This is a genomic window from Leptospira soteropolitanensis (genome assembly GCF_026151655.1).
Taxonomy (GTDB): Bacteria; Spirochaetota; Leptospiria; order Leptospirales; family Leptospiraceae; genus Leptospira_A; species Leptospira_A soteropolitanensis.
This window is the reverse complement of the sequence record NZ_JAMQPN010000009.1, coordinates 91,173-113,381: the sequence shown is the minus strand read 5'-3', so window position 1 is coordinate 113,381 and position 22,209 is coordinate 91,173. Positions and strand designations below refer to the sequence as shown.

Sequence of the window (22,209 nt, the reverse complement as noted above, 5' to 3'; positions counted from 1 at the left end):
ATTTGATGATTTTGATAGGGTGGTTTCCATAGTAAGCCATTATGACCCAAAAACGTTCAACTATAAAACCAGTCGTCCTCCAGGGAGATCTGAACGAAGATTTCTTTGACGCCTTCAAAAAGGATGACAGGTTGGCTGTGGATTGTGAAATGATGGGGCTCAATCCCAGACGGGATAGACTTTGTGTCGTACAAATTTCCGATTCCAAAAATAAAGTCGCACTCGTTCAAATTCTTCCTGGGCAAACCGAAGCTCCGCATATCCAAAAATTATTTGAATCCAAAGATATTACAAAGATCTTTCATTTTGCAAGAATGGATATGACCTTCCTTAGGGCAAGACTAGGAATCAAAGTTCAAAATGTTTTTTGCACCAAAATCGGAAGTAAACTTGCTCGAACTTATACCGACAAACATGGGTTAAAAGAACTAATCCGTGAATTTTTTGAAGAAAACATTGATAAAAAAAATCAAAGTTCTGATTGGGGGAAAAAAATCCTCACCAAAGACCAAGTCGATTATGCATCCACTGATGTTCGGTTTTTAATTGCACTTGAATCCATCCTTACTGAGATGATGATCAGGGAAAATAGGTTTGCCTTAGCGGAACGTTGTTTTGCCTTTTTGGAAACCCAAGTGGAACTGGATCTTTTGGAAGTACCTAATCTTTTCGAACACTGATGGCAAAAAAACAACTTCCCCAATACCAATGTAAGTCCTGCGGGGATAGTTTTGTTCGTTGGGCTGGAAAATGTCCTTCTTGTGGGGAATGGAACCAAATCGAAGAAGTCACAAATACTTCTTCCGGGAGATTTGATTCTCCCGTTTCTCAAAAACCAAAAGATAGAAAATACACCGATCCTAAATCCATAGGCTCTGTGGTGAGTGATGCCCATGTTCGCACTTCTTCTGGTTTTAGCGAATTGGATTTGGTTCTTGGTGGTGGGATTGTCCCTGGTAGTTTGGTGTTAGTTGGAGGAGAACCAGGAGTGGGAAAATCCACTCTCGTTTTAGAAATAGCCAAAAACATTGCAGCGGATGGGAAGGTTTTGTATATTTCTGGTGAAGAGTCCGCTTCGCAAATTGGTTTACGCGCCAAACGAATGGGAGTCACCTCGGAAAATATTCTGTTATCATCTGAAGTATATGCAGAAAATATTTCACAAATGATTTCGGATTTACATCCTAAAGTAGTTTTTATTGATTCCATTCAAACCATTCTCAAAGAAAGTTTAGTGAACCAAGCAGGAACCATCACTCAACTGAGAGAGTCTTCACAAATCTTTTTAGAAACCGCCAAACGTACTTCAGTTCCAATTTTTCTCATTGGTCATATTACCAAAGAAGGTCAAATTGCAGGCCCCAAAGTTTTAGAACATTTGGTAGATACAGTTTTGTATTTTGAAGGGGACCGGTTTAACTATTACCGTATCCTTCGTGCTGTCAAAAACAGATTTGGTGCGGTAGGGGATACTGCCATTTTTGAAATGGTATCGGGTGGACTCAAACAAGTACTCGACCGTCATCGTTTGTTCATTTCCCCCGAGTCAGAAGAAAGGTCAGGCAGTGTTTTATCTTCTGTTATGGAAGGTTCTCGGGCAATTAGCGTCGAAGTACAAGCATTAGTGACCAAATCTTCTTATGGCCAAGCAAGGCGAATGGCAGAAGGTCTAGACAATCGTCGTGTGATTTTACTATCTGCTGTCATTGAAAAATATTTAGGATTTCCTTTATCCGAATCTGATATCTTTAGCAATCTTGCTGGTGGACTTAGTATTGATGAACCAAGTCTTGACTTAGCCATTGTTGCTTCCATTTCTTCTTCATTTAAAGACAAACCGGTTTCCAGAGAAATGGGATTTCTTGGGGAAGTGGGACTTTCTGGCGAGGTGAGGAGTGTGGGACAGATCAACCTACGACTCAAAGAACTAGCAGGTATCGGTATTTCCAAGGTCTACATCCCACAGGGAAATTTTAAAGAAGTGGATGGGCTTTTTCCTTCTTTGGAACTCACTCCAGTCAAACACTTACAAGAGTTAGGTTTCTAATCCTTCAAACGAATCGGCCTCTTTAAAAATCAAACAATCTCTCCTTCGAATGGCAAATCCTGGCTCACAATTCCCGAACTTACGGCGTTAGTTATGAACATCGTTTCGAAACATTTGACCTAAATTTGCCATAAGTTATTGACTGATGTCAATCCTGTGCATTTATATTGTAAAAACAAAGAAAGTTCAGGTGAAATATGAAAAAGAAAATCTTGATTGGGGTTTTAGCGACCCTCCTCTCCGTTCCCACCTCCGGTCTGTTTGCCGGTCCTCTTGATGGTCAGTGCATTGCACTAGTTCATGGAATCCTCGGATTTGATGATACCCAAGGGCTTGCTGGTGGACTTGTAAAGTATTGGGGAGGCCTTGACGGTTATCTTCGTAGCCAAGGTGCAAAAGTAACTACTCCGGGAAGTTCTGCTACTAATTCCATTCCCACTCGTGCAAGCCAAATCCAATCAGCAGTTTCCACTTGGATGACAGCAAACGGTTGTTCTAAGGTCCATTTGATGGGTCATAGCCAAGGGGGACTTGTCATTCGTTATATGGTATCCAATTTAGGGTTTTCTGGAAAGACACAAACTGTAACTACCATCAACTCCCTTCACCAAGGAGCACCAATGGCAGATATCGTTCTTGCCGCCATTCCTGGTTGGTTACAACCATTTGCCAATTCAGCACTTAGTTTACTCGCAAAATTAGTTTATCGCGATGGTCGCCCACAAGATGTAATTGCTATGGGAAAATCGTTAACTGTAAGTTATGTGAAAACATTTAACACAAATTCCCCAAACAAATCTGGAATTAAATACTATTCCTATGGTAGTGAAATGGCTTGGGCTGACCTCATCCAACACCCAATTATGGCACTCACTCATCCAATTACTTGGGCCGGTGGTCTATACTATGGTTTAGGTGGTGGTAACGATGGTGTGGTTCCATTGAACTCCCAAAAATGGGGTGCTTGGAAAGGAACACCTTCTTCTTATTGGTTTGCAACAGGAATTGACCACTTACAAGCAACAAACTTGGCTTGGAGCGGACAAAACTATTTTGATGTGCAAGGTTGGTACTTAAACATCGCAAAGAACGCAAAAGCTGGTTTATAATAAAAACCAAACATTCAAAGCCGGATGCCAAGTCCGGCTTTTTTATTTCTAATTATCTTCTAAACATAAGTTCCAAATTAGGTTTTTATACAATCAGAATGGATTTTAAAAAAATTATCATTATAGTAGTTATATTTCTTATATTTTTCTTGGGTTTACTTTATTTTTTAAAAAAAGATACAGTTGTTAATCATTTGAACCAGTCCTTAACTCCTGAAGAACAAATGGCTAAGGATCGAATTTCACCTCTCGGAACGGGGGAGGGATTTTGGGACGAGGCAATTTCTCCATTTAGAGAAGATAGAACCAAACCTTATTTAGAGTTATTAGAAGATTTGAGAACTGGAAAGGTCAACTTTGTCTGGGAAGTTTGGGCTTTGCGTCGTAAATGTAAGGCAGAATATACACCTGACCAGTGCAATGCAACCATCCTCGCCTATCTTGATTCGGAATATGAATCACCTGATAAAGAAAAAGTAAAAGACCTTTTTACTTCCTACTTTCGATATGAAGATGAATACCGAAGATGGGAACAGCCAACGGATTTACCTTTTGTGGAACTGTATGAAAAGATCAAAGCAAAAAGAAGAGATGTTCTTGGAGATAAAGCAGACTTAGTGTTTGGAATGGAAGAATCGCAAGTTTCATTTTTGGAAGGAACACAAAACTTTATCAAACAATCAGCCAATTTACCTGCAGACCAACGTGTAAAACAATACGAGGAACTAAAAAGAAAAACATATGGTGCTTATTACGATGCTTTAGTTTCTCGAGAAGATAAATATGATCATTACCAATTGGAAATGAGTCTTCGTGATAAAGAGCTTAGTGCCATTACCGATCCTAAAGAAAGAGAAAAATATCTTAATAAGATTGAAACCAAATATTTTGGAAAAGAACGTGCTGCGAGTTTGTCTGAGGAGAGAGTCAAAGAAACAAAATTTCATGAATCGATTGCAAAGTATGAATCTAAAGAAAAAGAATTTTTAAAAGAGAATCCGAATCTTTCTGCTAGCGAAAAAGAAAAGAAACTAAAAGAATTACGGATTCAGGCCTTGGGTTCGGAAGAAGAAGCGGATGCATATATCAGGCGTAAAAATATTGAAGAAGCGGGAAAGTAAATTCCCGCTTTTCTTTCCACCAATCACCTAAGCGTAATTTTAGTTTTTGGTAATCTCCTGGTTACTCGGAGACGGTTCCGACTTATATTTTTCATAGGCTTTCATGGTTTCGAAATACTCGTTTCCTGCGTTCCAAACAATAAATCCATGTCCTAAAGAATCTTTAGCACCTTGCATTTGTACTTTGATATAGTCTGTGTAAGTTAATTTACTTGGACCCACCATCATATTAAATCCCTGTACCCAAGCAATCGCTTTGGTTCCTTGTTTTGCACGTTTGACAGTGAGATCAAGACCGTCTTTAATGGTTCCATAAGGGTCTGCCACTCTTTTGGTTAATCCATAAAAATGAGATGGATATAACATTGGATATAGCCCGTTCAATTCTTCACTAAACGGTTCAACTTTTTGGCCAATCACATCGTTTTCAATAAAAGGAACTCTTCCAAATACATCAGCTGTCCAACGTGTGTCCTTGGAACAACTGTCTTTGGTTTTTTCTTTATGATCTTTGATGATTCCGAGAATGGACTCATAACGTTTTTCATAACTCATACTAAAGTTAGTGCCACCATCTGCATATCGTATATAATCCAATTGGATTTCTGGAAAACCTAATTCACAGGCTTTTCGAATTGATTTTTGTATGGATGCCATTAGATTAGTGTTAGGTGTTTTTTCTGTAAGCCCACCTTCAAAATTAACCACCCTTGCCACCATATAAAAGCCGAGAGCTTTGGCTTCTGCTACTTGCTCCGGCGTGGGAGGAAAAGGTTGCATATCCACAACAGCAGTATTCATCCCTGCTTCTTTCATCCCTTGGAATAATAGACTCCATCTTTTTTTATCGCGGATGGTTTTGGTATTAATATAGAGACCTTCAATAAAATCAGGAGTGATCCCTGAGGAATCTGCATTTTGCCGTCTTTCCGTTTTGGATGCTGACTGGCAGGATAATAAGACAAAAAGTAGGAGGAAAAAAGTTGCCTGTTTCATGGTAGTAATGACAAGAATTTGGGTTGGTTCTGAAAATTCAAATCGAATCGATTGACGAAAATGACTGGCTTTAAGAAAATTTGGGCATGTTAGAAATTTCCAACGACTTCAATTTAAAATCTTACGGAAGGTTTCCTGAAGAATTATCGGATCCAAAGAGTTTTAAAGACCGAATGGTGGAAGTTTCACGTCTTTTCCAAGGAATGGGGGAATCCTATTTACAACATCTTGGTGACGATTCCAAAATTAGCGGATCCGAAAAGAAAAACCTCATTGAATTTTTAGAAAGTATTTTACTAGTACTTGTTATGTTGCGTAAGATTGATTTTTCACCAATTGACGAAGAAACCTATATTCGAAAGGACCGAGGTTTATTTGAAATCAGATTGCGGTTTACCGAAGGTTCTGTTTGGGAACTGACTGGATCGATCAAACCAGAATACAAAATGAAACAACGGACCTTCAAAGAATGGTTTAATTCATCCTTTTCTACAGATATCAAGACCTTCTATGCAATTTATGGGAATGCGGGAATGGACAAAGTTATTTCCTCGGAGGAAAAAGTTCAAATTACTAAACAAATCGATCGTATCATCCTAGAGATTGTGGAGATGATTGTATTTATCGAACGGTTTATGTTATTTCAGTAAATGACAACTCGAGTGCCGATGGAATCATTAAAAACTGGAATTACTTTTCATGAGGAATTTCTAAAACACAATACAGGTTCAGGGCATCCAGAAACACACGGAAGATTAGAATCCATCTTAGACAAGCTTTCTGACTTACCTTCCAATTATTTTCTTTGGAAAAAAGATTTTATAGAGGCGCCACTTTCTATAATTTCTTCCATACATGATCCAAGTTACGTTCGTTTGGTGGGAAAGACTTGCCAGGAAAAAGGATCAGGGTATTTGGATGGAGATACCGTTTTTTCTTCGCATTCTTTTACGGCGGCAAGTCTTGCCGTTGGTGCTGGACTTTATTTAGCGGATGAAGTCCTTCTGGGAAACTTAAAAAATGGAATGGCACTGGTTCGTCCACCTGGCCATCATGCGGAAGCAGATCATGCAATGGGATTTTGTATTTTTAATAATATTGCCATCACTGCAAAATATCTACAATCCAAAGGGATCAAACGCATTTTGATTTTAGACTGGGATGTCCATCATGGAAATGGCACACAACACCAGTTTTACGAAGATGATACTGTTTATTTTATTTCGCTTCATCAGTATCCGTTTTATCCGGGAACAGGAGCTATGTCCGAACGAGGTATAAGGAAAGGGCTTGGGACCACTCTGAATCTACCTTTGGCTCGTGGGGCAGGGGAATTCGAATATTTATCTAGTTTTCCTTCTATCCAAAGAGAAATGGAAAAATTCCAACCGGAATTTGTTTTGGTTTCCGCTGGTTTTGATGCTCATAAAAACGATCCACTTGGTGGAATGAATTTGTCTACGTCCTCATTTGAAATCCTTACTCAGGAAACACTAAAAATAGCTAATACATACGCCAATGGTAGAATGATTTCCTTTTTAGAAGGAGGATATGATTTGAATGCTCTTGCCGAATCGGTCAAATTGCATTTGGAATCATTAGCATTCTAACATCTTAAAATCAAATCTTCGGTGCCACACCAAAAACTTCCTTTACCCAATGGATTAAGGGCCTTGCGCTAATGATAGAAAAATGATTTTGTTTGTTTAGCTCAAGTGTTCGTAAGGCGGGGTTTGATTTTCTGGTGAATACCTTATCTGTTAAGTAGGTAAGACTTTTTTTCTCTACAAACCCATCCCCAAGAAAGTTTTGTAACGGGTTTTCTACTCCTTCCATAAGTGCATAAGCTTGGTAAACATCCATCTCGTCCAATTCACCAAAATAGGTTTCGCCGAAGTAACCAGAGATGGTTTCCATCCACCCTTTTTCTTCTTTGCGTATGAGTCCGAAGGATAAGTCTTTGATGGCATCACTGCGAAGGTTGCCTATCATTCCGATAATTTTGAGTGCTACGTTGGGACTTTTTTCAAACAAAAATCCAAGCCAAAAACCTATTTTTTCTAAATACGAACCTTTGTTTGGTGCTGCGATCAGTATGATTTTCCCAAATCGAGGAACCCATTCTTTGTTCTCTAATTTTGCATGATATAAACAAGAGCGAAAGATTAAACAACCTAAACTATAACAAATGATGTCTGGTTTTATGTTTTGGTCTTCATTAAAAAAAATATCTAAGAGATGCATTAGTTTTTTTCCATTTTCATGGATGGGAAGACCGTGGTTGTATCTCAAATAAAATGGATAGTATCCTTTTTCTTGTAATTCTGTGGCAAGCCCAGGAGAGGTAATTTTTCTTTCCTTATACTCGACAGTTTGTTCCTGCCAAACGGTCTCATCTGTAAATAATCCAGGAAGGAAAAGAACGGATTTTGTTTTTTTGGATTCTTTAAATTCTGCAATGGTTTCTTTTGCCGTAATATCTTTTCCAATCGTTCTAAAACTCATATCAATCTTTGTGAGTTTGAATTTTTGATTGTGAGAACTTCCCAGGACACTTGATACCATACGATTATCAAATACCATATCATCACTGTGTTTTGCGGTTAGTTCTACTTTGAAGAGTGCTTTTTCAAAAGCCTGGTTCGTTTGTTCTATCGTCTTTTGTAAGTTTTCATTTGATTTGTGACCAGTTTCTTTGACCTGTACTCCTGCTTTCTGTAAGGCTTCTCTCCATTCTGGTTTGTAAAAAAATGCATTGGAGAGTAAATCCAATCCTCCACCTGCGCTCGTTAGGCTTCCTTTGACCAGGAATTGTACCCCTTTCAGCAGGGAATCGGTTGTTTTTTGGGTAAGCGAAACTGTTTTTCCGGCTAGGGAGTTGATAAGGATTTGGATCACGGAGAAAGATTGTAACTCAGTTTCTTTGGAAAGCGAGTGAAAAAAGTAAGTGAGTTACCTTTTCCAGTGGGGTTCGAAGTCGACTGCGTGTCAAAGGAAAGCGAGTTTCGATTGAAAGTGAATGTAATTGGAAAGTCAGTCACTTTCACGAGCAAATGGATTTAGAAAGTCAGTGAAAAAGGCAACTGTGATGATAGGAAGTCCGCTGAATTGAAAAGCGGATGGATTGAGAAAGTGAGGGGCATTGTCATGTAAATCGATCAGTCACGGTCGTGAAAAGGGTAAGTCACTCGATTTGAAAGCCGCTCGAATTGGTGTGCCAATTGGATTCGAAATCGACCATAAAAAGTAAACCACTGGATCAATCTATTCTATGAAGAAGGTGATTCGCTGTGTTAGGTAACCGGCAAAATTTAGAAATTGGATTTATTTTTTTTACTAAATGAATGATATTGCCTTCAGCGAAATTGTCATTGAAAGTAAGGGCTATTGAATATTGAATATTGAATATTGAATATTGAATTAGAATTTTTATTGTTCTACACAAAGAAGGTAGTAGGTGGCAGAGCAACTTCTCCCACCACCATTTCGAAGGGCCGAATAGTTAGTGCTATTGGATGCACCTACCCTTCCACCATTACTTGCGGGTGATGTTGTGGTTCCATCAGTCCAGTCATTACAATTGAAACTGTTTTGCCAATAGTTTGTTTGTGCAAAGCCTGTCCAATATTCCTTCATGGTGCTTCCTGAATCAAAAGAATGGTTCAGGTAATAAGGATTGGTTGTGAAATTGCCTGAGCCATCTGCTGGTAAAATTCCGGCGGCACTGGGACTCAGTAAACTCGCCGAGTCATTTGCGCGAATGTAAATCCGTCCTGATTGAAAAACCCAAAGGATATTTTCGCTATCGTTTGCCCCGCTGCCACCACAATTATCCGTAGAACAGGCCCTTCGAATAGTTCCAGCCGTAAGCATTGCCTTATAAGTTCCAGTTGATGGTTTGTTTGCATCTGCATTGCATTTAGCATCAGCACCAGCGATTCCTGATAAGTTACCATCGTATGTAGCTGCAGTAACAAATACTTTATATACGTTTGGTTCTATTTGAATAGAAACATTTTGATTTATAAAATTGGTTCCGTTTGTCGCTGTCACGGCGTAAGTAGTTGCGGGTTGTATACCGCCTGTTGGCGTTCCCGATATGACACAAGTGCTTGTATTCAAACTGAGCCCAGAAGGGAGTGAAGGAGTCACCGAACAAGAAGTAAATGAAAATTGGATGTCTGGAGTGAGTGTAGGTATCGGCACACCTTGCTGAAAGACAAATGAATTTCCTGTATATGCCATATAAATGTGACTAATGGAGACAGCACCACTGGTATTGTAAAAAGGGTCGGCACTCGTCGCCGTGATTGTCAAGGTAGAGGAATCTAAAATTTGAGTTGCTGATGATAAACTAACAGTTTTGGTAACATTATAATCGCTCGAATTAAAAGTTAAAACATTTGTTAGTGGGGAGTTTGATGAGTTTACTTGTAATTTGGAGGAAGTAAAACTCAGAGAAATGTTTACATTCGCAGTGGGTTCTCTGACAAGAGAAATTCCAAAGTTTTGTGGGGTTCCATATTTCAATAAAACACTTGTACTGGAAACATTGATTTTGGCAGAAGAGGCAACGGAAACTGTCGTACTCGTGATGACAGGATTTAAACCACTCATAAGCGTAAACAAAAGTTCGTCTCTTGGGTTCACCTGGTTACAGGAAAGAAACCAAACAAGAAAAAGGAAAGAAACGAACCAATTCCGACGCAAGTTGTTACCCTCCCTTATCCTCTAAAACAATTTAGGGATTTACCTTTCTCAAGTATCGGAAAAGAAAAGAGTGTTACAAGTGAAATTCTTGGCTTAGGTAATTCGACGACCTTTCTTTCAGTACATCTCCTAGAAGATTACGTCCCATCTCGTTGTCTTTGAAACTCACAACAGTACGAATGGAAAATACGCGAAGGGCATCGGAAACGGAAAGTGTTCCGTCAGCAGAATCTTTACGTCCAGAAAAAGGAAAGGAATCTGGTCCCCTTTGGCACTGCGCATTCCAATTGACCCTTGCCACTTGGTTCACAAGAATATCGATGAGTTTGCCTATGGTTTTTGGATCTTTTCCGAAGATACTGGCCTGTTGGCCCATATTGGATGCATAAATATAGTTTAATGGTTCTTCCACGGAGGAAAAGGGAACAATCGGCACCAGTGGCCCAAATTGTTCTTCTTGATACAAACGTGCGTTTGGTGGAATGGGGGAAAGGACTGCTGGAAACATAAAGGACTCATTGATTTCTCCACCACCAGGATTCAAAATTTTTGCACCTTTTGTCAGAGCATCATCTAAAAGTTCTTTTAACCATTTGGTTTTTCCTTCTTCAGGGAGTGGAGTAAAATTGACTTCCGTTTCCCAAGGCATCCCAGCTTTCCACTTTGTTAGTTCTTCTAAATAAAGTTTAGTAAACTCATCTAAAATATCTTTGTGAACAAAAAGAATCTTAAGTGCTGTACATCTCTGTCCATTATAAGCAAGAGATCCCGATAAAATTTCTGGTACCATTGATTTTAAATCGGTATCAGGTAAAACAATCGCTGGGTTTTTCGCGTTAAGTCCTAGAACAGATCTTAGGCGATTGAGTTTGGGATGTTTTTTTGTGATGAGGTTTGCGGTAGAACTCGAACCAATAAAAGCAAAAACGTCAATTTTCCCTGACTCCATAATGGGAGAAATCACTTTGGCACCATCACCATAGACTGTGTTAATGACTCCAGGTGGAAAGGCTTCCTTAAAACATTCTAGGAGAGGTTGTAATAATAAGACTCCATACTTTGCAGGTTTGAAGACAACGGTGTTTCCCATTAGTATGGCAGGGATGAGAGTACAGAATGTTTCGTTTAAGGGGTAATTGAACGGACCCATACAAAGAACCACCCCATAAGGTGATCGTTTGATTTGTGCAATGAGTCCGCCTTCTTTGATATAATTGCTGGAAGTTGTTTCAAGCTCTTGTAATGATTCGATAGTGTCTTCTAGATATTCGATGGTTCTTTCGAATTCTTTTGTAGCATCCTTTTCTGTTTTACCTATTTCCCACATAAGGAGTAGGATGATTTGGTCTCTTTTGCCTTTCATTAGGGTAATGAATTTTCGAACTGCATCAATTCTTTCTTTAGAGGTAGCAATGGGCCAAACACCTGTTCCGTGGTTGTATGCATTGACTGCTGCCTCTAGTGCCAACAAACTTTGTTTTTCATCAAAATTAGGATAGGATCCTAAAATCACTGGTTCTGATTTTCCATTTTGGTTCAGAAAGATGGGAGATTTGACAATTTGTGATTCCCCTTCCCAAATTCGAATTTCTCCATTTAGGAGGTATTCTTTTTGGTGGATCGGTTGGATCCTGTATTTTTCTGGAACGGAATCTGCGGAAGGAAAAACAAAGCTCATGATCCATGAATCGAATGGGAAGGAGACTAAAAAAGCAACATTTTACAGAAAAGAACGGCCGATATAAAATTTATGGAACCAAGGATGGACCAAAACAAAGAAGAGTGGGAGGCATTGACCTTACGACTTTTCCGCCGAGTGGAAGAATTAGAATCACTTATGTTAGAAGTTCGTAGTGATTTGGTTCGTTACCGTGCTGTGCGTGAAGAATGGTACCATTGGCATAGTGCCTGGAAGGAGGAATACGCCAAACGAGCGACCGGATGAGTCTGAAAAATCGTTTTCGGTAGGACCTCTCTTGGAAAATTAGTCCTATCCCATTCGAAAAAGGAATTCCCATGGCCGAAAAACCTATGTCCCCCTTTGGTGAGTTAGCTCCCAACACACCTGCTTCTCTCTCTGATGTCAAAAAGAACATTTATGGACGATACCTCGAAGAATTCAATGTAGGTGATATTTATGTTCACCCTCGCCAATTCACTGTGGACAGAAGTTTTGCCCAAGAATTTGCCACTGTGTTTATGGATGCAAACCCACTTTACCTTTCTGCAGAATATGCAAAAGCTCACGGATTTGCAGATTTACTCGTTCATCCTCTGATGGTGTTTAACTTAGCACTTTCGATTGGTGTTCAGAATAACAGTGAGAAGGCGCTTGCAAACCTCGGTTATTATAACGCGCAATTTTTATTACCAGTTTATCCAGGAGATACTCTTTCTTCCCGAACTAAAATTTTAGCAGTCGATGACAAAGGTCCAGACAAACCAGGAATCGTTCATGTAAGAACACTTTGTCTTAACCAAAAGAATGAAGTGGTTTTACAATACGAACGTAAAATCATGATCTACAGGTCCAATGGAAAACCAAAAGGCAATCCAAAACCAGGTGATGCTTCGGCTTACTTTCCGGAATCAAAAACTCCAGCACTCAAACTGCCAAATCTCAAATTCCCAACAGAGATGAAGGATGTTACTTGGGGACATACTTATTTTGAAAACTTTAAACCAGGTCAAATTTATGTTCATCAAAATGGAAGAACCATCACTGACGAACACTACCAGTGGACATTCCGAGTAGGAAATACTCACCCACTTCATTATGATAAATTGTATTCTGCAGGAATCTCTGGCCCTATGGGTGGAGAACCAGTGGTTTACGGTGGACTCGTATTTGGTTGGTTAGCTGGTATGGCATCACGTGATATTTCTGAAAACGCAATTTGGGAACTTGGATTCACCGAAGGATACCACACACAACCTGCTTTTTCTGGTGACACAGTGACTTGTATTTCTAGAATTTTGACCACTGAAGACAAAGGAACTGAATATGGAATTCCAGCAGGTGAAGTTCAAATCCAATTCATTGGTTTAAAAAACATCAAAGCAAATGATGCATTGGATAAATTTGGTGCTGATCTTTTCCTTAAAGAAAATGATAAAAAGAAACTAGGAAAAGAAAAAATCCCAGAGAAAATCTTCGAAATCGAAAGAAGATTGATCATCAAAAAACAACCATAAGGTGAAACAATGAAAGTTACCATCCCCAAAAGAATTCCGGACATGGAAGACATCGGGGATGGTGTCTTTAAAATTGTTCTTCCCCAGCCGTTTTACGCGCCTAATAATATCTATCTTTATCACGGAAATGATGGTTTAACCTTAATTGACTCTGGTTATATCGAATCTATTCCAATGTTACAAGCCTCTTTGAAATCAAAGGGATTTTCTTTGAATGACATCCGTCATATTATTTATACACACAATCATCTGGATCATATATCCTCTTCTTTAGTGCTTAAGTCTTATGCGAAAAATATAACTTACTACGGGTATCGTGCTATGGCCGACGGGGTGGGAAATTATTTAGAATCAATGTTACTTTTTGAAGAAGCGACAGAAGATCTTTTTCATAAAGCATTCGGGGATAAAGAAGAACTCGATCGAATTTTGGAAGAATCTAGAAAAGGTTGGCGTCAATTTTTTAGTAAATTCGGGGAAACCAAAAAAGGAGACCCAGTTTTGCGAATTGATGTAAAAATTGATCACAATGACAGTTTAGAGTTTGGTGGAAGACTTTTAAGGTTTCTGCATACACCAGGTCATAATTTATATCATATCACACCTGTGGATCCTTCGACAGGTGTTTATTTTTCAGGGGATCTCATCATTGCCAATCTCACTGCCATCTATTCTGAAATGGATGGTAATTTAAGTGATTATTATTTTACACTTTCCAAACTTTTAGAGGAACCCATCAAACGTATGTTACCAGCTCATGGTAGCGAAATTGAAGATCCCAAAAAAACCATCACTCTTGTGAAAAAAACACTAAGTATATTGGAAAAAGGAGTCCTTCGTAGGCTTAAGGAAGGGGAATCGGATCTAAAAGTGCTTATGGAAGCAGCCATAGGAAAAAAAGTCCATAATGGTGGCCACCTACCGACAGCACTTGGTCTTGTGTATAGCATCATACAAAAATTAGTATTAGAAGGGCAGATTCGTATCGAAAAACGTGAGAATGGATATGAAGTCTTTCATATTATCGACTAAAAGATATCGGTAAAAGACTGTAGACTTTGTCAGCTAATATTGGTTAGCTCTTTTTTATACACAATTGTTTAGTTCGTATTTTCGATCTATAATCAAAAGATTTAATTATTTGGGTTTTTCCGTTTTTGTTGGTTCTAGTAATTGCCAAACTTCCACTTGTTTGCCTTTCCAAACCAATACGCCTTCCCTGTTTTCCACTTCTTTTTTATACTCTAAAATTCTAGATTGGGGCCATAGAATTTCATCAGTAAATTCTTTGGCAAATACCGCGTAACAAACATTTGCATTTTTACAAATGGGTAAAGAGTTTTTAATTTGTTCAAGTGGATAGGTTTTGATTTGGTCAGTGATCAAAAATGAAAGATTGTATTGGGAAAATACAAAAATTCTATTTTGTTTTGTTACTCGCTTCACACTTCCTGAATTTATTTCGGTATTCTGGATTTGGGATGGAATCTTCTCCATCTGGGAAAAAAACAAGGAATTGGTTCTTTTGATATCTTCTCGAATTTCTTCCTCCAAACCAGGATTTTGCCAAGGGCTTTCCATTTTGGGATCCAATGGAAAATTTTGGTCCAGAGAATTTTTCCAAAAGAGGCAAGTAAGGATCAGAAAAGCAAAAGAAAAGTTTATTTTTTTTTCTGATTGGATCCAGAGGATTCCCGTGTAGAGAATCATCGGAACCAGAGAATAACTGTAATACGTATAAACTTCATGGTGCCAAGGCCTTGAGGAAAATATATGAGTTGCGTATATTAGTCCAACTCCGATGACTTCTGGTAACATTTGAAAGATTCCTAGTCCACCGCTTGTGATTAACTCAAGAAAAATCTGAATGGATTTTCTGATACCTGTTACTTGTTTGAACGCGGAATGGTATTCTTGGGTCAGTATTTGGGTCCAGGAAAAGGCTCCTTTATTTCCACTAGACATTGGATAAATGATAAAAACAAAACCCAGCCATAGGATTGTAATGCTTAAGATCAGGAAAAATAAACGGTAGGAAAACAGATCTTGAATGTTGTAAGATGGTTCGTCTATCGTTTGTCCTTGTATTGTCCTGTTTACCCAAAGTTTGTATAATCGCTCTAAAGTGATTGGTAGAAAAAAGAGAAGAAGGTAGATGCCAATATCTTCTTTCAGTGAGAGATAAAGAATGGTGACAAAAGTTAAAATACTATAATAGAACCAGGAGACATGAGTCCGGACATTTTGTATCTTACATCGTTGTTCCCAAATATAAAAAAAGAAAAGACCAAAGAGGAGAACAAGAACTTCAAAATGATAACTAGATCCTATGCGATACAGATACAACTGGTTTGTGAGAAGAACCCAAAAAATTAAGAATTTACTCACCCGATCTTTAAAATTGTTTTTGGAAATTTGATAAGCCCATAAAAGCCAAAGGATCGTTGCTAATTGATAAACAAAAAAAACGGCAATAGCAAGTCCCCACCGATCAGGAATCCAACTGATAAAAGGAGTTAGAACGAATAATCCTGGAGCGAAGTGGTGGTGGAGGTAACTACCTTTGCCTGATTCGGAATAATATCCGCTGGTAAATCCATCCCCTTCTGATAAAGACAAAAGGATATCTGAGATACCAATATAATCTGCATCTTGAAATAAAAAAGCACCTGCGAGAGATTTTGTGAGTTGGATCGCATGGTATGTATTTGTAATGATAAATAGAATGCAACTGAAACTGAGTAGGTATGGGAGAATCGCAATTTGTTTGTCAGACAACAGACCGAAGTTACTTAGATTGTGATTCTGCTTTGACTGAGGTACTGTTTTTTTTTCTTTCCAAAAGTGAAAGATGGTTAGAAAAAACAAAAAAAGAAACACCCCCTTTTGGAAGGGGGTATGAAAGTTTTTAGGAGAAATAAAGAGAAAAGAAGAAACTAAACTGAAAAAAAAGAATAAATAAACCACTTAACGAATAAAGTACAATACCTTTCTTTCGCCAATCCGTTCTCTGTTGATTTCGACTCGGTTACGGTAATAATAACCTTTTTCAGGAAATGTTTTTGAGAAAAATTCAAATAAATCCATTTCAAATAACAACATACATTCGGCTACATCAGTTGCACCAATGGACATTGCTTTTTTTGTATCGACCATCACATGACGTGAATTAATAAAGTCGGGTTCGATTTCATTGGCAATCAAATCAAAATTGGTTTTGGTAATGGTTCCACCAACAGAAGTTTTTTTACCTCTGCTTTTGGCTTCTGAAATGATTTTTTTGGAGATTCTTGTGACTTCTTTATCGTCTGGTTTTTTATCCATTGAAGCACTTAAGTCTGATCTAGCAGCTGTTACTTGCTCTAAACTTTGAAATGGAACGGAGTCAAAGATATCCATCAAGTTTCGATATCCAGTGATGGTTTCTATGTTAATTGATTTGTTATAAGATTCGTATTCCGAAGGTGTGAGGAGATTTTTCATCGTCTGGATGAAGTTTTTTAATGCATACTCTGACTCCACCATAGGTGCAGAGATTCCTGAAACTCCGATCCTTTGGCAGATTCGGATATCGTTTCTGGCTTCCGGACCTCCGATTTTGACATAGAGTGGCAAAATTCCCGCAGTGATCGTTTTTAAGAGGGAGATTTCTTCTTCTCCCATATCCTCGGTTTCCGTACCTGTTTTGATGCAGACAAAGGAGTAATTTTCCTTCATCTCCTGTAAGGTTTTGCGTAAAACGTGGATTGATGTTTCCATAAGCAGAAGATCTCCATGTATGGTATCGTCTATTCCCGAAAATAGTACAAGTCTTTTGCGCTTTTTTTCCCCCTTTCTTGACAGAAAATTCCAATTCCCTAGCTTCGAACCTATGGGAATATTCTCCACCATCTTCCAATCCAAACCAAAACAAGATTCTAAGGAACCTCCAAAAGAAGGAGCCGCTGCTTCGGGCATATCTTTCGGAATCATCGTGGTCCTTGTATTTGCTTTTAAATCATCTATATTAGATGCTAATAATATTCCTTCTGGTTCTATGATCCCCACACTCAAAATCGGGGACTTTTTGTTTGTTAATAAAATGCGTTATTCCTTCCGTATGCCTTTTACAGAAAAGGAACTCTTTCGTATTGATGATCCAAAACGTGGAGATATTGTCACATTTATTCCCCCGGCAACGGCACTGGCTCAAGAAGAATCAAGAACTGGAATTTTTGCAAAACGATTTGTCAAACGTGTGGTGGGACTTCCTGGAGATACAATTCGCATCACTCGTAAATATATCGATACCAAAGATAGAGGGAGGGTACACTTTGCACTCATTGAGTATAAAGAAAAGGGAACTGATGAGTTTCAGTCTTACCAACCAAAGGAAGTTCCGATAGGTGAAGAACTTTCTGATTTGGATAATTTAGAAGCGACCCAAAGAGCACTCTTTAAAGAAGTCAAACCAGGGTTTGAACATTTTATTTTGGAAGGTTTTGAAGACGATCGTCGTGCCCATATCTTTGAATATTGTGATTTTTTACATGGTTGCCAGATCCCTGAAGGCCAATATATGGTGATGGGGGACAATCGGGATGATTCTCATGATTCGCGCGCTTGGGGTTTTGTAAAACGAGAAGATATTTTAGGTAAGGCACTGATCATTTATTTTTCGATCGATTGGAAAGATTCCACTTGCGAGTATAAAGATGGTCAGGAGCTTGCAGAGAAAGGTCCTGAAATTGCAGAAAGGTATGAAGGTGATGCTCTTGATAGACGTTGTCACTATACAGAAGTCTTTTCGTCACATAATTCTCGTTATAGAGATGATGAGTCTAGATTAGGATGGATTGAAAGGACACTAAGATATCGAGTTTGGCGACTCAGTGTACGTTGGGACAGAATCGGTCGTATCCTAAAATAAGATGACAAAAGAACCCGAAAAACCATCGGCCCAAAAACCAGAAAAGTCGCCTATGGCGATGGCCGGTGCTGGTTTTGAATTTGTATCTTCCATTGCACTTTTTGTAGTCGGAGGATATTATCTTGATGACTATATGAAGACAGAGCCCTTGTGGCTTCTTGTTGGTTTCTTTTTAGGTTTTATTTTTGCTTTTTATTCCCTTATCAAACGCGCCAAGGAAAACGAATAAAAAACCAATCCGTTTTTGATTTTAACTTTGCCTCTCACAAACCCATCCTTTGGTAGTGGCCTCTTTGTAGAAAATCAGAAGACAACTTTAAATAAATTCTTGACGGCTCTCCTCTTAAAAAAAATCTTTTTAAGTGTAATGGCTTCTCAGACAACCATAAACAACGAATTCATGGATTCCATGCCCGTTCTTGGATTGTCTAGCTATGTCCTCTCTACTCTCGTCCTAGTCGTCGTAGTCTTCTCATACATACGTAGCTTTCTGTCATAATTCTCCCTCGTTTCCTCGGTCGACAGAAAGCTAAGAGTCGACGGGGAAACGAACTAAGGAGAGTGTCTTTATGTCGGAACAAATCACCGTAAGTCAATTTATCATAGATTTTTTAGAATCAAAGGGGATTACATGGATTCCTGGGGTTCCTGGTGGAACTATACTTCCATTATACGAAAGTTTGGCGAGGTCAAATATTGAACATGTATTAGCGCGGCATGAGCAGGGTGCAGGATTTATGGCACAAGGTAGGGCCAGGAGCACAGGGGAGGTGAGTGCCGTATTTGTTTCTTCAGGACCCGGTGTTGCCAATCTTATCACAGCCGTTGCCGATGCACAAAGGGATTCTGTTCCCTTACTTATTTTTTCTGGGCAAGTTCCGTTAGGATTAATGGGAACCGATGCTTTCCAGGAACTACCCACAGCAAAGATTGTTTCTTCTCTTGTGAAAAAAGTTTATTTGGTAGAAGAACCAAATCAAATCATTGGAATTTTAGAAGAAGCATTTTGGTTATGCGATGAAGGGAAAAAAGGCCCAGTATGGATTGATTTACCCAAAGATATACAAACACAAAAAATCAATCTACCTGAAAAAAACAATCGATTGGGCGATCCATTTCATTTGGATTTCTTGGAACCAATTAGCAAGGTAGATCATTTGTCTTTTGTAAGTTTTGATTTTTTTCTAGAAGAATTCAAATCCTTACTAGAAAATTCTCGTTTCCCCTTACTTTATATAGGTGGTGGTGCTAAAAAAGAATATTTGCGTTTAAGGGAATTGGTTTCTCGTTTTCAGATCCCTGCTGTGACCACTCTTATGGGGCTTGGGATTTTTGAAAAAGACGATCCTATGAATTTAGGAATGATGGGCATGCATGGAACAATTGCCGCAAATGAAGCACTGGGTGTTTGTGATCTCTTAATTGCGATAGGAGTTCGTTTTGATGACCGTGCGACGGGAGCCATACAAAAGTTTTGTAACCAAGCGAAAATCATTCATATTGATATTGATGCCCGTGAAATTGGTAAAAATAAACCAGTAACTTTGAGTTTACAAAAAGATCTTTCTGAAGTGATTCCTTTTTTATTAGAAGAGGATTTTTTGATCCAAAACAGCGAATCATTGTTACAGATCGAGGTATGGAAAGAGATCCCGGAAGAACATCCAATGAAATCAATTCTTTTGGATTTTGCTTCGGTTTTACCATGTGGCGAACATTTTGTCCTTACTGATGTGGGCCAACACCAGATGTGGGTAGCACAGTATTTCCCGTTTCTAAATCCGATGTCTTGGATCACCTCAGGTGGTCAAGGAACTATGGGATTTGGTCTTCCTACTGCCATTGGAGTGGCTTTAAGTCATAGGGATTCTCATGTGTTTTGTTTTACGGGTGATGGATCGATTATGATGAACTTACAAGAGTTATCTACACTAAAAGAACAGAACTTAAATGTAAAGATCATACTAATTAACAATGAACATTTGGGGCTTGTTAAACAACAACAAGACTTATTTTACGGAAGATTATACTCTGGTTCGAAGTTCCATTTCCATCCTGACTTTTCGATGTTGTGTCAATCATTCGAAATTGGATATTTTGAATGGGACTGGAAATTGGGAACCACCGAATTGGAAAAAGTCTTAGAGAAAAAAGGGCCAGCTTTGATTGAAGTAAGGATCCCTTCAAGTTGGGGAGTATATCCATTTGTTCCTGGTGGGAAATCTAATCAGGAATACATTCTGGAAAAACTTGTAACCTAATGATTTTAATCCGAGGGAAAAAATCCCTCGGGCCATCAAACTATTGTTAAATGGCTTTGCTTCCTCGTTCTCCACTTCGTATGCGAATTACTTCTTCAAGTGGCATCACGAAGATTTTTCCATCACCAATTTTACCTTCCGATCCTGTTTTTGCAGCTTTCAAAATGGCATCAACAGTGGGTTTAACAAATTCATCATTAACTGCAATTTCTAATCTTACTTTTCTGAGTAAGTTTACTTGGTATTCATGTCCGCGGAAAACTTCTGTTTTCCCCTTTTGTTGGCCATAACCTTGGACATCACTTACAGTCAAACGATAGATTTCGTTTTTAGTAAGTTCGTTTTTTACTTCTTCTAACTTATGTGGTTGAATGATTGCGATCACTAATTTCATAATATTTACCTAATATCATATCCTTTTTCACCGTGAATTTCTTGGTCAAGTCCGGTGATTTCCTTATCTTCTTCGATTCTAAATCCAATTGTTTTTTCGATAATAAGTGCTAGTATATACGAAACTACAAAAGAATAAATTCCTGTCGCCACTACGCTGATGACTTGGGCATTTACTTGGTTTCCTAATGTCATTCCTTCTGCTAATTCTAAGGCAAAGATGCCCGTGAGAATGGCTCCGAATGCTCCTCCGACACCATGAATTCCAAAAGCGTCAAGAGTGTCATCATAGTTCAGTTTTCCTTTGAGTAAAATCGCCATATAACATATTGGTGATACTAAAAATCCCATAATAAGGGCGCCTTGTATGCCCACATAACCTGATGCAGGTGTAATGACAACAAGACCCGCAACAATTCCTGATGCTGCTCCTAGTGCTGTTGCTTTTTTGGTGTGTAGCCATTCGATCAGTAACCAACTGGCTCCGGCCGCTGCTGGCGCAATCAGTGTTACAGAAAATGCACGTGCTGCAAGTCCATTGACAGAAAGACCCGATCCAGCATTAAAACCAAACCATCCAAACCACAATAATCCTGAGCCGAGTAACGTATAAGTCATATTATTCGGATGTGTTAATAATCCAGGATCACCTTTTCGTTTCCCGATCACAATGGCTGCGGCAAGTCCAGCTATCCCCGAGATTAAATGGACTACTGTTCCTCCAGCAAAGTCAAGTGCATTCATTTGAAGTAACCAACCTGAATCGGACCAAACCCAATGAGCTACCGGGTCATAAACTAACGTTGACCATACGAGGATAAAAACGATATATGCTGAAAGTTTGATTCTCTCCGCAATTGCACCTGAAATTAATGCTGGAGTGATAAGTGCAAACATACCTTGAAATAAAAAATGTACATACGTAGGAATAGTTCCTTTTACCGAATCCAGATCGATCCCATTTAAAAATGCTAAATCAAAATTACCTACATAGGGATTATCACCAGAAAAAGCAAAACTATATCCTACAATTGTCCATTGTAATGTCATTACGATGATCGCAATAAAACTATGCATCATAGTCGAGAGAACATTTTTGGATCGGACAATTCCACCGTAGAACAAAGCAAGGCCTGGGATCATAAAAAACACAAATGAAGAAGAAACTAACATCCATGTGGTGTCGGATTTGTCGATGGTAGAGGAGGGAGTTAATTCCGCTTCTGCCGCCAAAAATCCGGGCAAAAGGAAGAGTATACATACCAACAAAGGCCTTAAGACCAATTGTATTTTCATTGTTTGCTCCAAATAACTTTTTGAAATGAGAAATAAAATTCGTATCATTACGAATGCCGTCCCTCGGAAAGCTAGTCAATTCTGCAAAACTAGGAACTTTTTTGTAAAAAATATTGGGAAATGAGGGAGGTGGTGGTCGTTTTTTGTGGGGTTGTGGTAAGGCGATTGTATT

The 22,209-nt window shown here is 38.8% G+C and carries 20 protein-coding genes; 12 read left to right on the top strand and 8 right to left on the bottom strand.

Features of this window, described 5'->3' with window-relative positions; translation table 11 throughout:
- The first annotated feature begins 41 nt into the window (after window positions 1–41).
- The 4 genes from ND811_RS16455 (at window position 42) to ND811_RS16440 (ending at window position 4,277) form a co-directional block, all read left to right on the top strand.
- Window positions 42–680, top strand: a complete 639-nt coding sequence (locus tag ND811_RS16455; RefSeq protein WP_135744564.1) for a ribonuclease D — start codon at window positions 42–44, stop codon at window positions 678–680.
- Window positions 680–2,047 carry a DNA repair protein RadA gene (radA, locus tag ND811_RS16450; RefSeq protein ID WP_265353022.1) on the top strand — a complete coding sequence of 456 codons (1,368 nt, stop codon included), beginning with the start codon at window positions 680–682 and terminating at the stop codon, window positions 2,045–2,047. The genes ND811_RS16455 and radA overlap by 1 nt, the downstream gene beginning before the upstream one ends.
- Window positions 2,048–2,244: 197 nt before the next feature.
- Entirely contained in the window at window positions 2,245–3,156 is a 912-nt protein-coding gene (locus ND811_RS16445) for an esterase/lipase family protein (RefSeq protein WP_265353023.1), read from the top strand.
- A gap of 98 nt (window positions 3,157–3,254) precedes the next feature.
- On the top strand, window positions 3,255–4,277 hold the full coding sequence (locus tag ND811_RS16440; RefSeq protein ID WP_265353024.1) for a lipase secretion chaperone: 1,023 nt from the start codon (window positions 3,255–3,257) through the stop codon (window positions 4,275–4,277).
- A gap of 39 nt (window positions 4,278–4,316) precedes the next feature.
- Here ND811_RS16440 and ND811_RS16435 read toward each other — a convergent pair whose 3' ends face one another.
- Window positions 4,317–5,273 carry a putative glycoside hydrolase gene (locus ND811_RS16435; RefSeq protein ID WP_265353025.1) on the bottom strand — a complete coding sequence of 319 codons (957 nt, stop codon included), beginning with the start codon at window positions 5,271–5,273 and terminating at the stop codon, window positions 4,317–4,319.
- An 86-nt stretch (window positions 5,274–5,359) separates the two neighbouring features.
- On the opposite strand from ND811_RS16435, the gene ND811_RS16430 reads away from it, so the two are divergent.
- Both ND811_RS16430 and ND811_RS16425 read left to right on the top strand, forming a co-directional pair.
- Window positions 5,360–5,923, top strand: coding sequence for a hypothetical protein (locus ND811_RS16430; RefSeq protein WP_265353026.1), 564 nt, complete (start codon window positions 5,360–5,362; stop codon window positions 5,921–5,923).
- Window positions 5,924–5,941: 18 nt separating this feature from the next.
- Complete coding sequence (locus tag ND811_RS16425) at window positions 5,942–6,883, top strand: histone deacetylase family protein (protein WP_265353027.1); 942 nt, start codon at window positions 5,942–5,944, stop codon at window positions 6,881–6,883.
- Between the two features lie 10 nt (window positions 6,884–6,893).
- Here the strand turns inward: ND811_RS16425 and ND811_RS16420 are convergent, their stop codons facing one another.
- From ND811_RS16420 to ND811_RS16410, 3 genes are all read right to left on the bottom strand, one after another.
- A complete protein-coding gene (locus tag ND811_RS16420) occupies window positions 6,894–8,171 on the bottom strand; it encodes an esterase/lipase family protein (RefSeq protein WP_265353028.1) in 1,278 nt (425 codons plus the stop codon).
- A gap of 531 nt (window positions 8,172–8,702) precedes the next feature.
- A complete protein-coding gene (locus ND811_RS16415; RefSeq protein WP_265353029.1) occupies window positions 8,703–9,983 on the bottom strand; it encodes a DUF1554 domain-containing protein in 1,281 nt (426 codons plus the stop codon).
- 73 nt (window positions 9,984–10,056) lie between these two features.
- Window positions 10,057–11,661: an NADP-dependent glyceraldehyde-3-phosphate dehydrogenase gene (locus ND811_RS16410; protein ID WP_265353030.1), complete on the bottom strand. Its 1,605-nt coding sequence runs from the start codon at window positions 11,659–11,661 to the stop codon at window positions 10,057–10,059.
- Window positions 11,662–11,745: 84 nt separating this feature from the next.
- Here ND811_RS16410 and ND811_RS16405 point away from each other — a divergent pair, with 84 nt between their 5' ends.
- The 3 genes from ND811_RS16405 (at window position 11,746) to ND811_RS16395 (ending at window position 14,210) form a co-directional block, all read left to right on the top strand.
- Window positions 11,746–11,928 carry a hypothetical protein gene (locus tag ND811_RS16405; protein ID WP_100720202.1) on the top strand — a complete coding sequence of 61 codons (183 nt, stop codon included), beginning with the start codon at window positions 11,746–11,748 and terminating at the stop codon, window positions 11,926–11,928.
- Between the two features lie 71 nt (window positions 11,929–11,999).
- Complete coding sequence (locus ND811_RS16400; protein ID WP_265353031.1) at window positions 12,000–13,178, top strand: MaoC family dehydratase; 1,179 nt, start codon at window positions 12,000–12,002, stop codon at window positions 13,176–13,178.
- 9 nt (window positions 13,179–13,187) lie between these two features.
- Window positions 13,188–14,210 (top strand): MBL fold metallo-hydrolase, encoded by a 1,023-nt coding sequence (locus tag ND811_RS16395; protein ID WP_265353032.1) that lies wholly within the window; start codon window positions 13,188–13,190, stop codon window positions 14,208–14,210.
- Between the two features lie 105 nt (window positions 14,211–14,315).
- On the opposite strand, the gene ND811_RS16390 is transcribed toward ND811_RS16395, so the two are convergent.
- Entirely contained in the window at window positions 14,316–16,145 is a 1,830-nt protein-coding gene (locus ND811_RS16390; protein ID WP_265353033.1) for a DUF2079 domain-containing protein, read from the bottom strand.
- A complete protein-coding gene (locus ND811_RS16385; RefSeq protein ID WP_265353034.1) occupies window positions 16,146–16,937 on the bottom strand; it encodes an aldolase in 792 nt (263 codons plus the stop codon). It lies immediately after the preceding gene.
- Window positions 16,938–17,049: 112 nt separating this feature from the next.
- Between ND811_RS16385 and lepB the strand changes: the two genes are divergently transcribed.
- From lepB to ND811_RS16370, 3 genes are all read left to right on the top strand, one after another.
- Window positions 17,050–18,087, top strand: a complete 1,038-nt coding sequence (gene lepB / locus ND811_RS16380; protein ID WP_407658917.1) for a signal peptidase I — start codon at window positions 17,050–17,052, stop codon at window positions 18,085–18,087.
- A gap of 1 nt (window position 18,088) precedes the next feature.
- Window positions 18,089–18,316 (top strand): AtpZ/AtpI family protein, encoded by a 228-nt coding sequence (locus ND811_RS16375; RefSeq protein WP_265353036.1) that lies wholly within the window; start codon window positions 18,089–18,091, stop codon window positions 18,314–18,316.
- Window positions 18,317–18,656: 340 nt separating this feature from the next.
- Window positions 18,657–20,348, top strand: a complete 1,692-nt coding sequence (locus ND811_RS16370; protein ID WP_265353037.1) for a thiamine pyrophosphate-binding protein — start codon at window positions 18,657–18,659, stop codon at window positions 20,346–20,348.
- A 46-nt stretch (window positions 20,349–20,394) separates the two neighbouring features.
- On the opposite strand, the gene ND811_RS16365 is transcribed toward ND811_RS16370, so the two are convergent.
- Together ND811_RS16365 and ND811_RS16360 are read right to left on the bottom strand one after the other, a co-directional pair.
- On the bottom strand, window positions 20,395–20,742 hold the full coding sequence (locus tag ND811_RS16365) for a P-II family nitrogen regulator (RefSeq protein WP_015681402.1): 348 nt from the start codon (window positions 20,740–20,742) through the stop codon (window positions 20,395–20,397).
- A gap of 5 nt (window positions 20,743–20,747) precedes the next feature.
- Window positions 20,748–22,037 carry an ammonium transporter gene (locus tag ND811_RS16360; RefSeq protein WP_265353038.1) on the bottom strand — a complete coding sequence of 430 codons (1,290 nt, stop codon included), beginning with the start codon at window positions 22,035–22,037 and terminating at the stop codon, window positions 20,748–20,750.
- Window positions 22,038–22,209 lie beyond the last annotated feature (172 nt).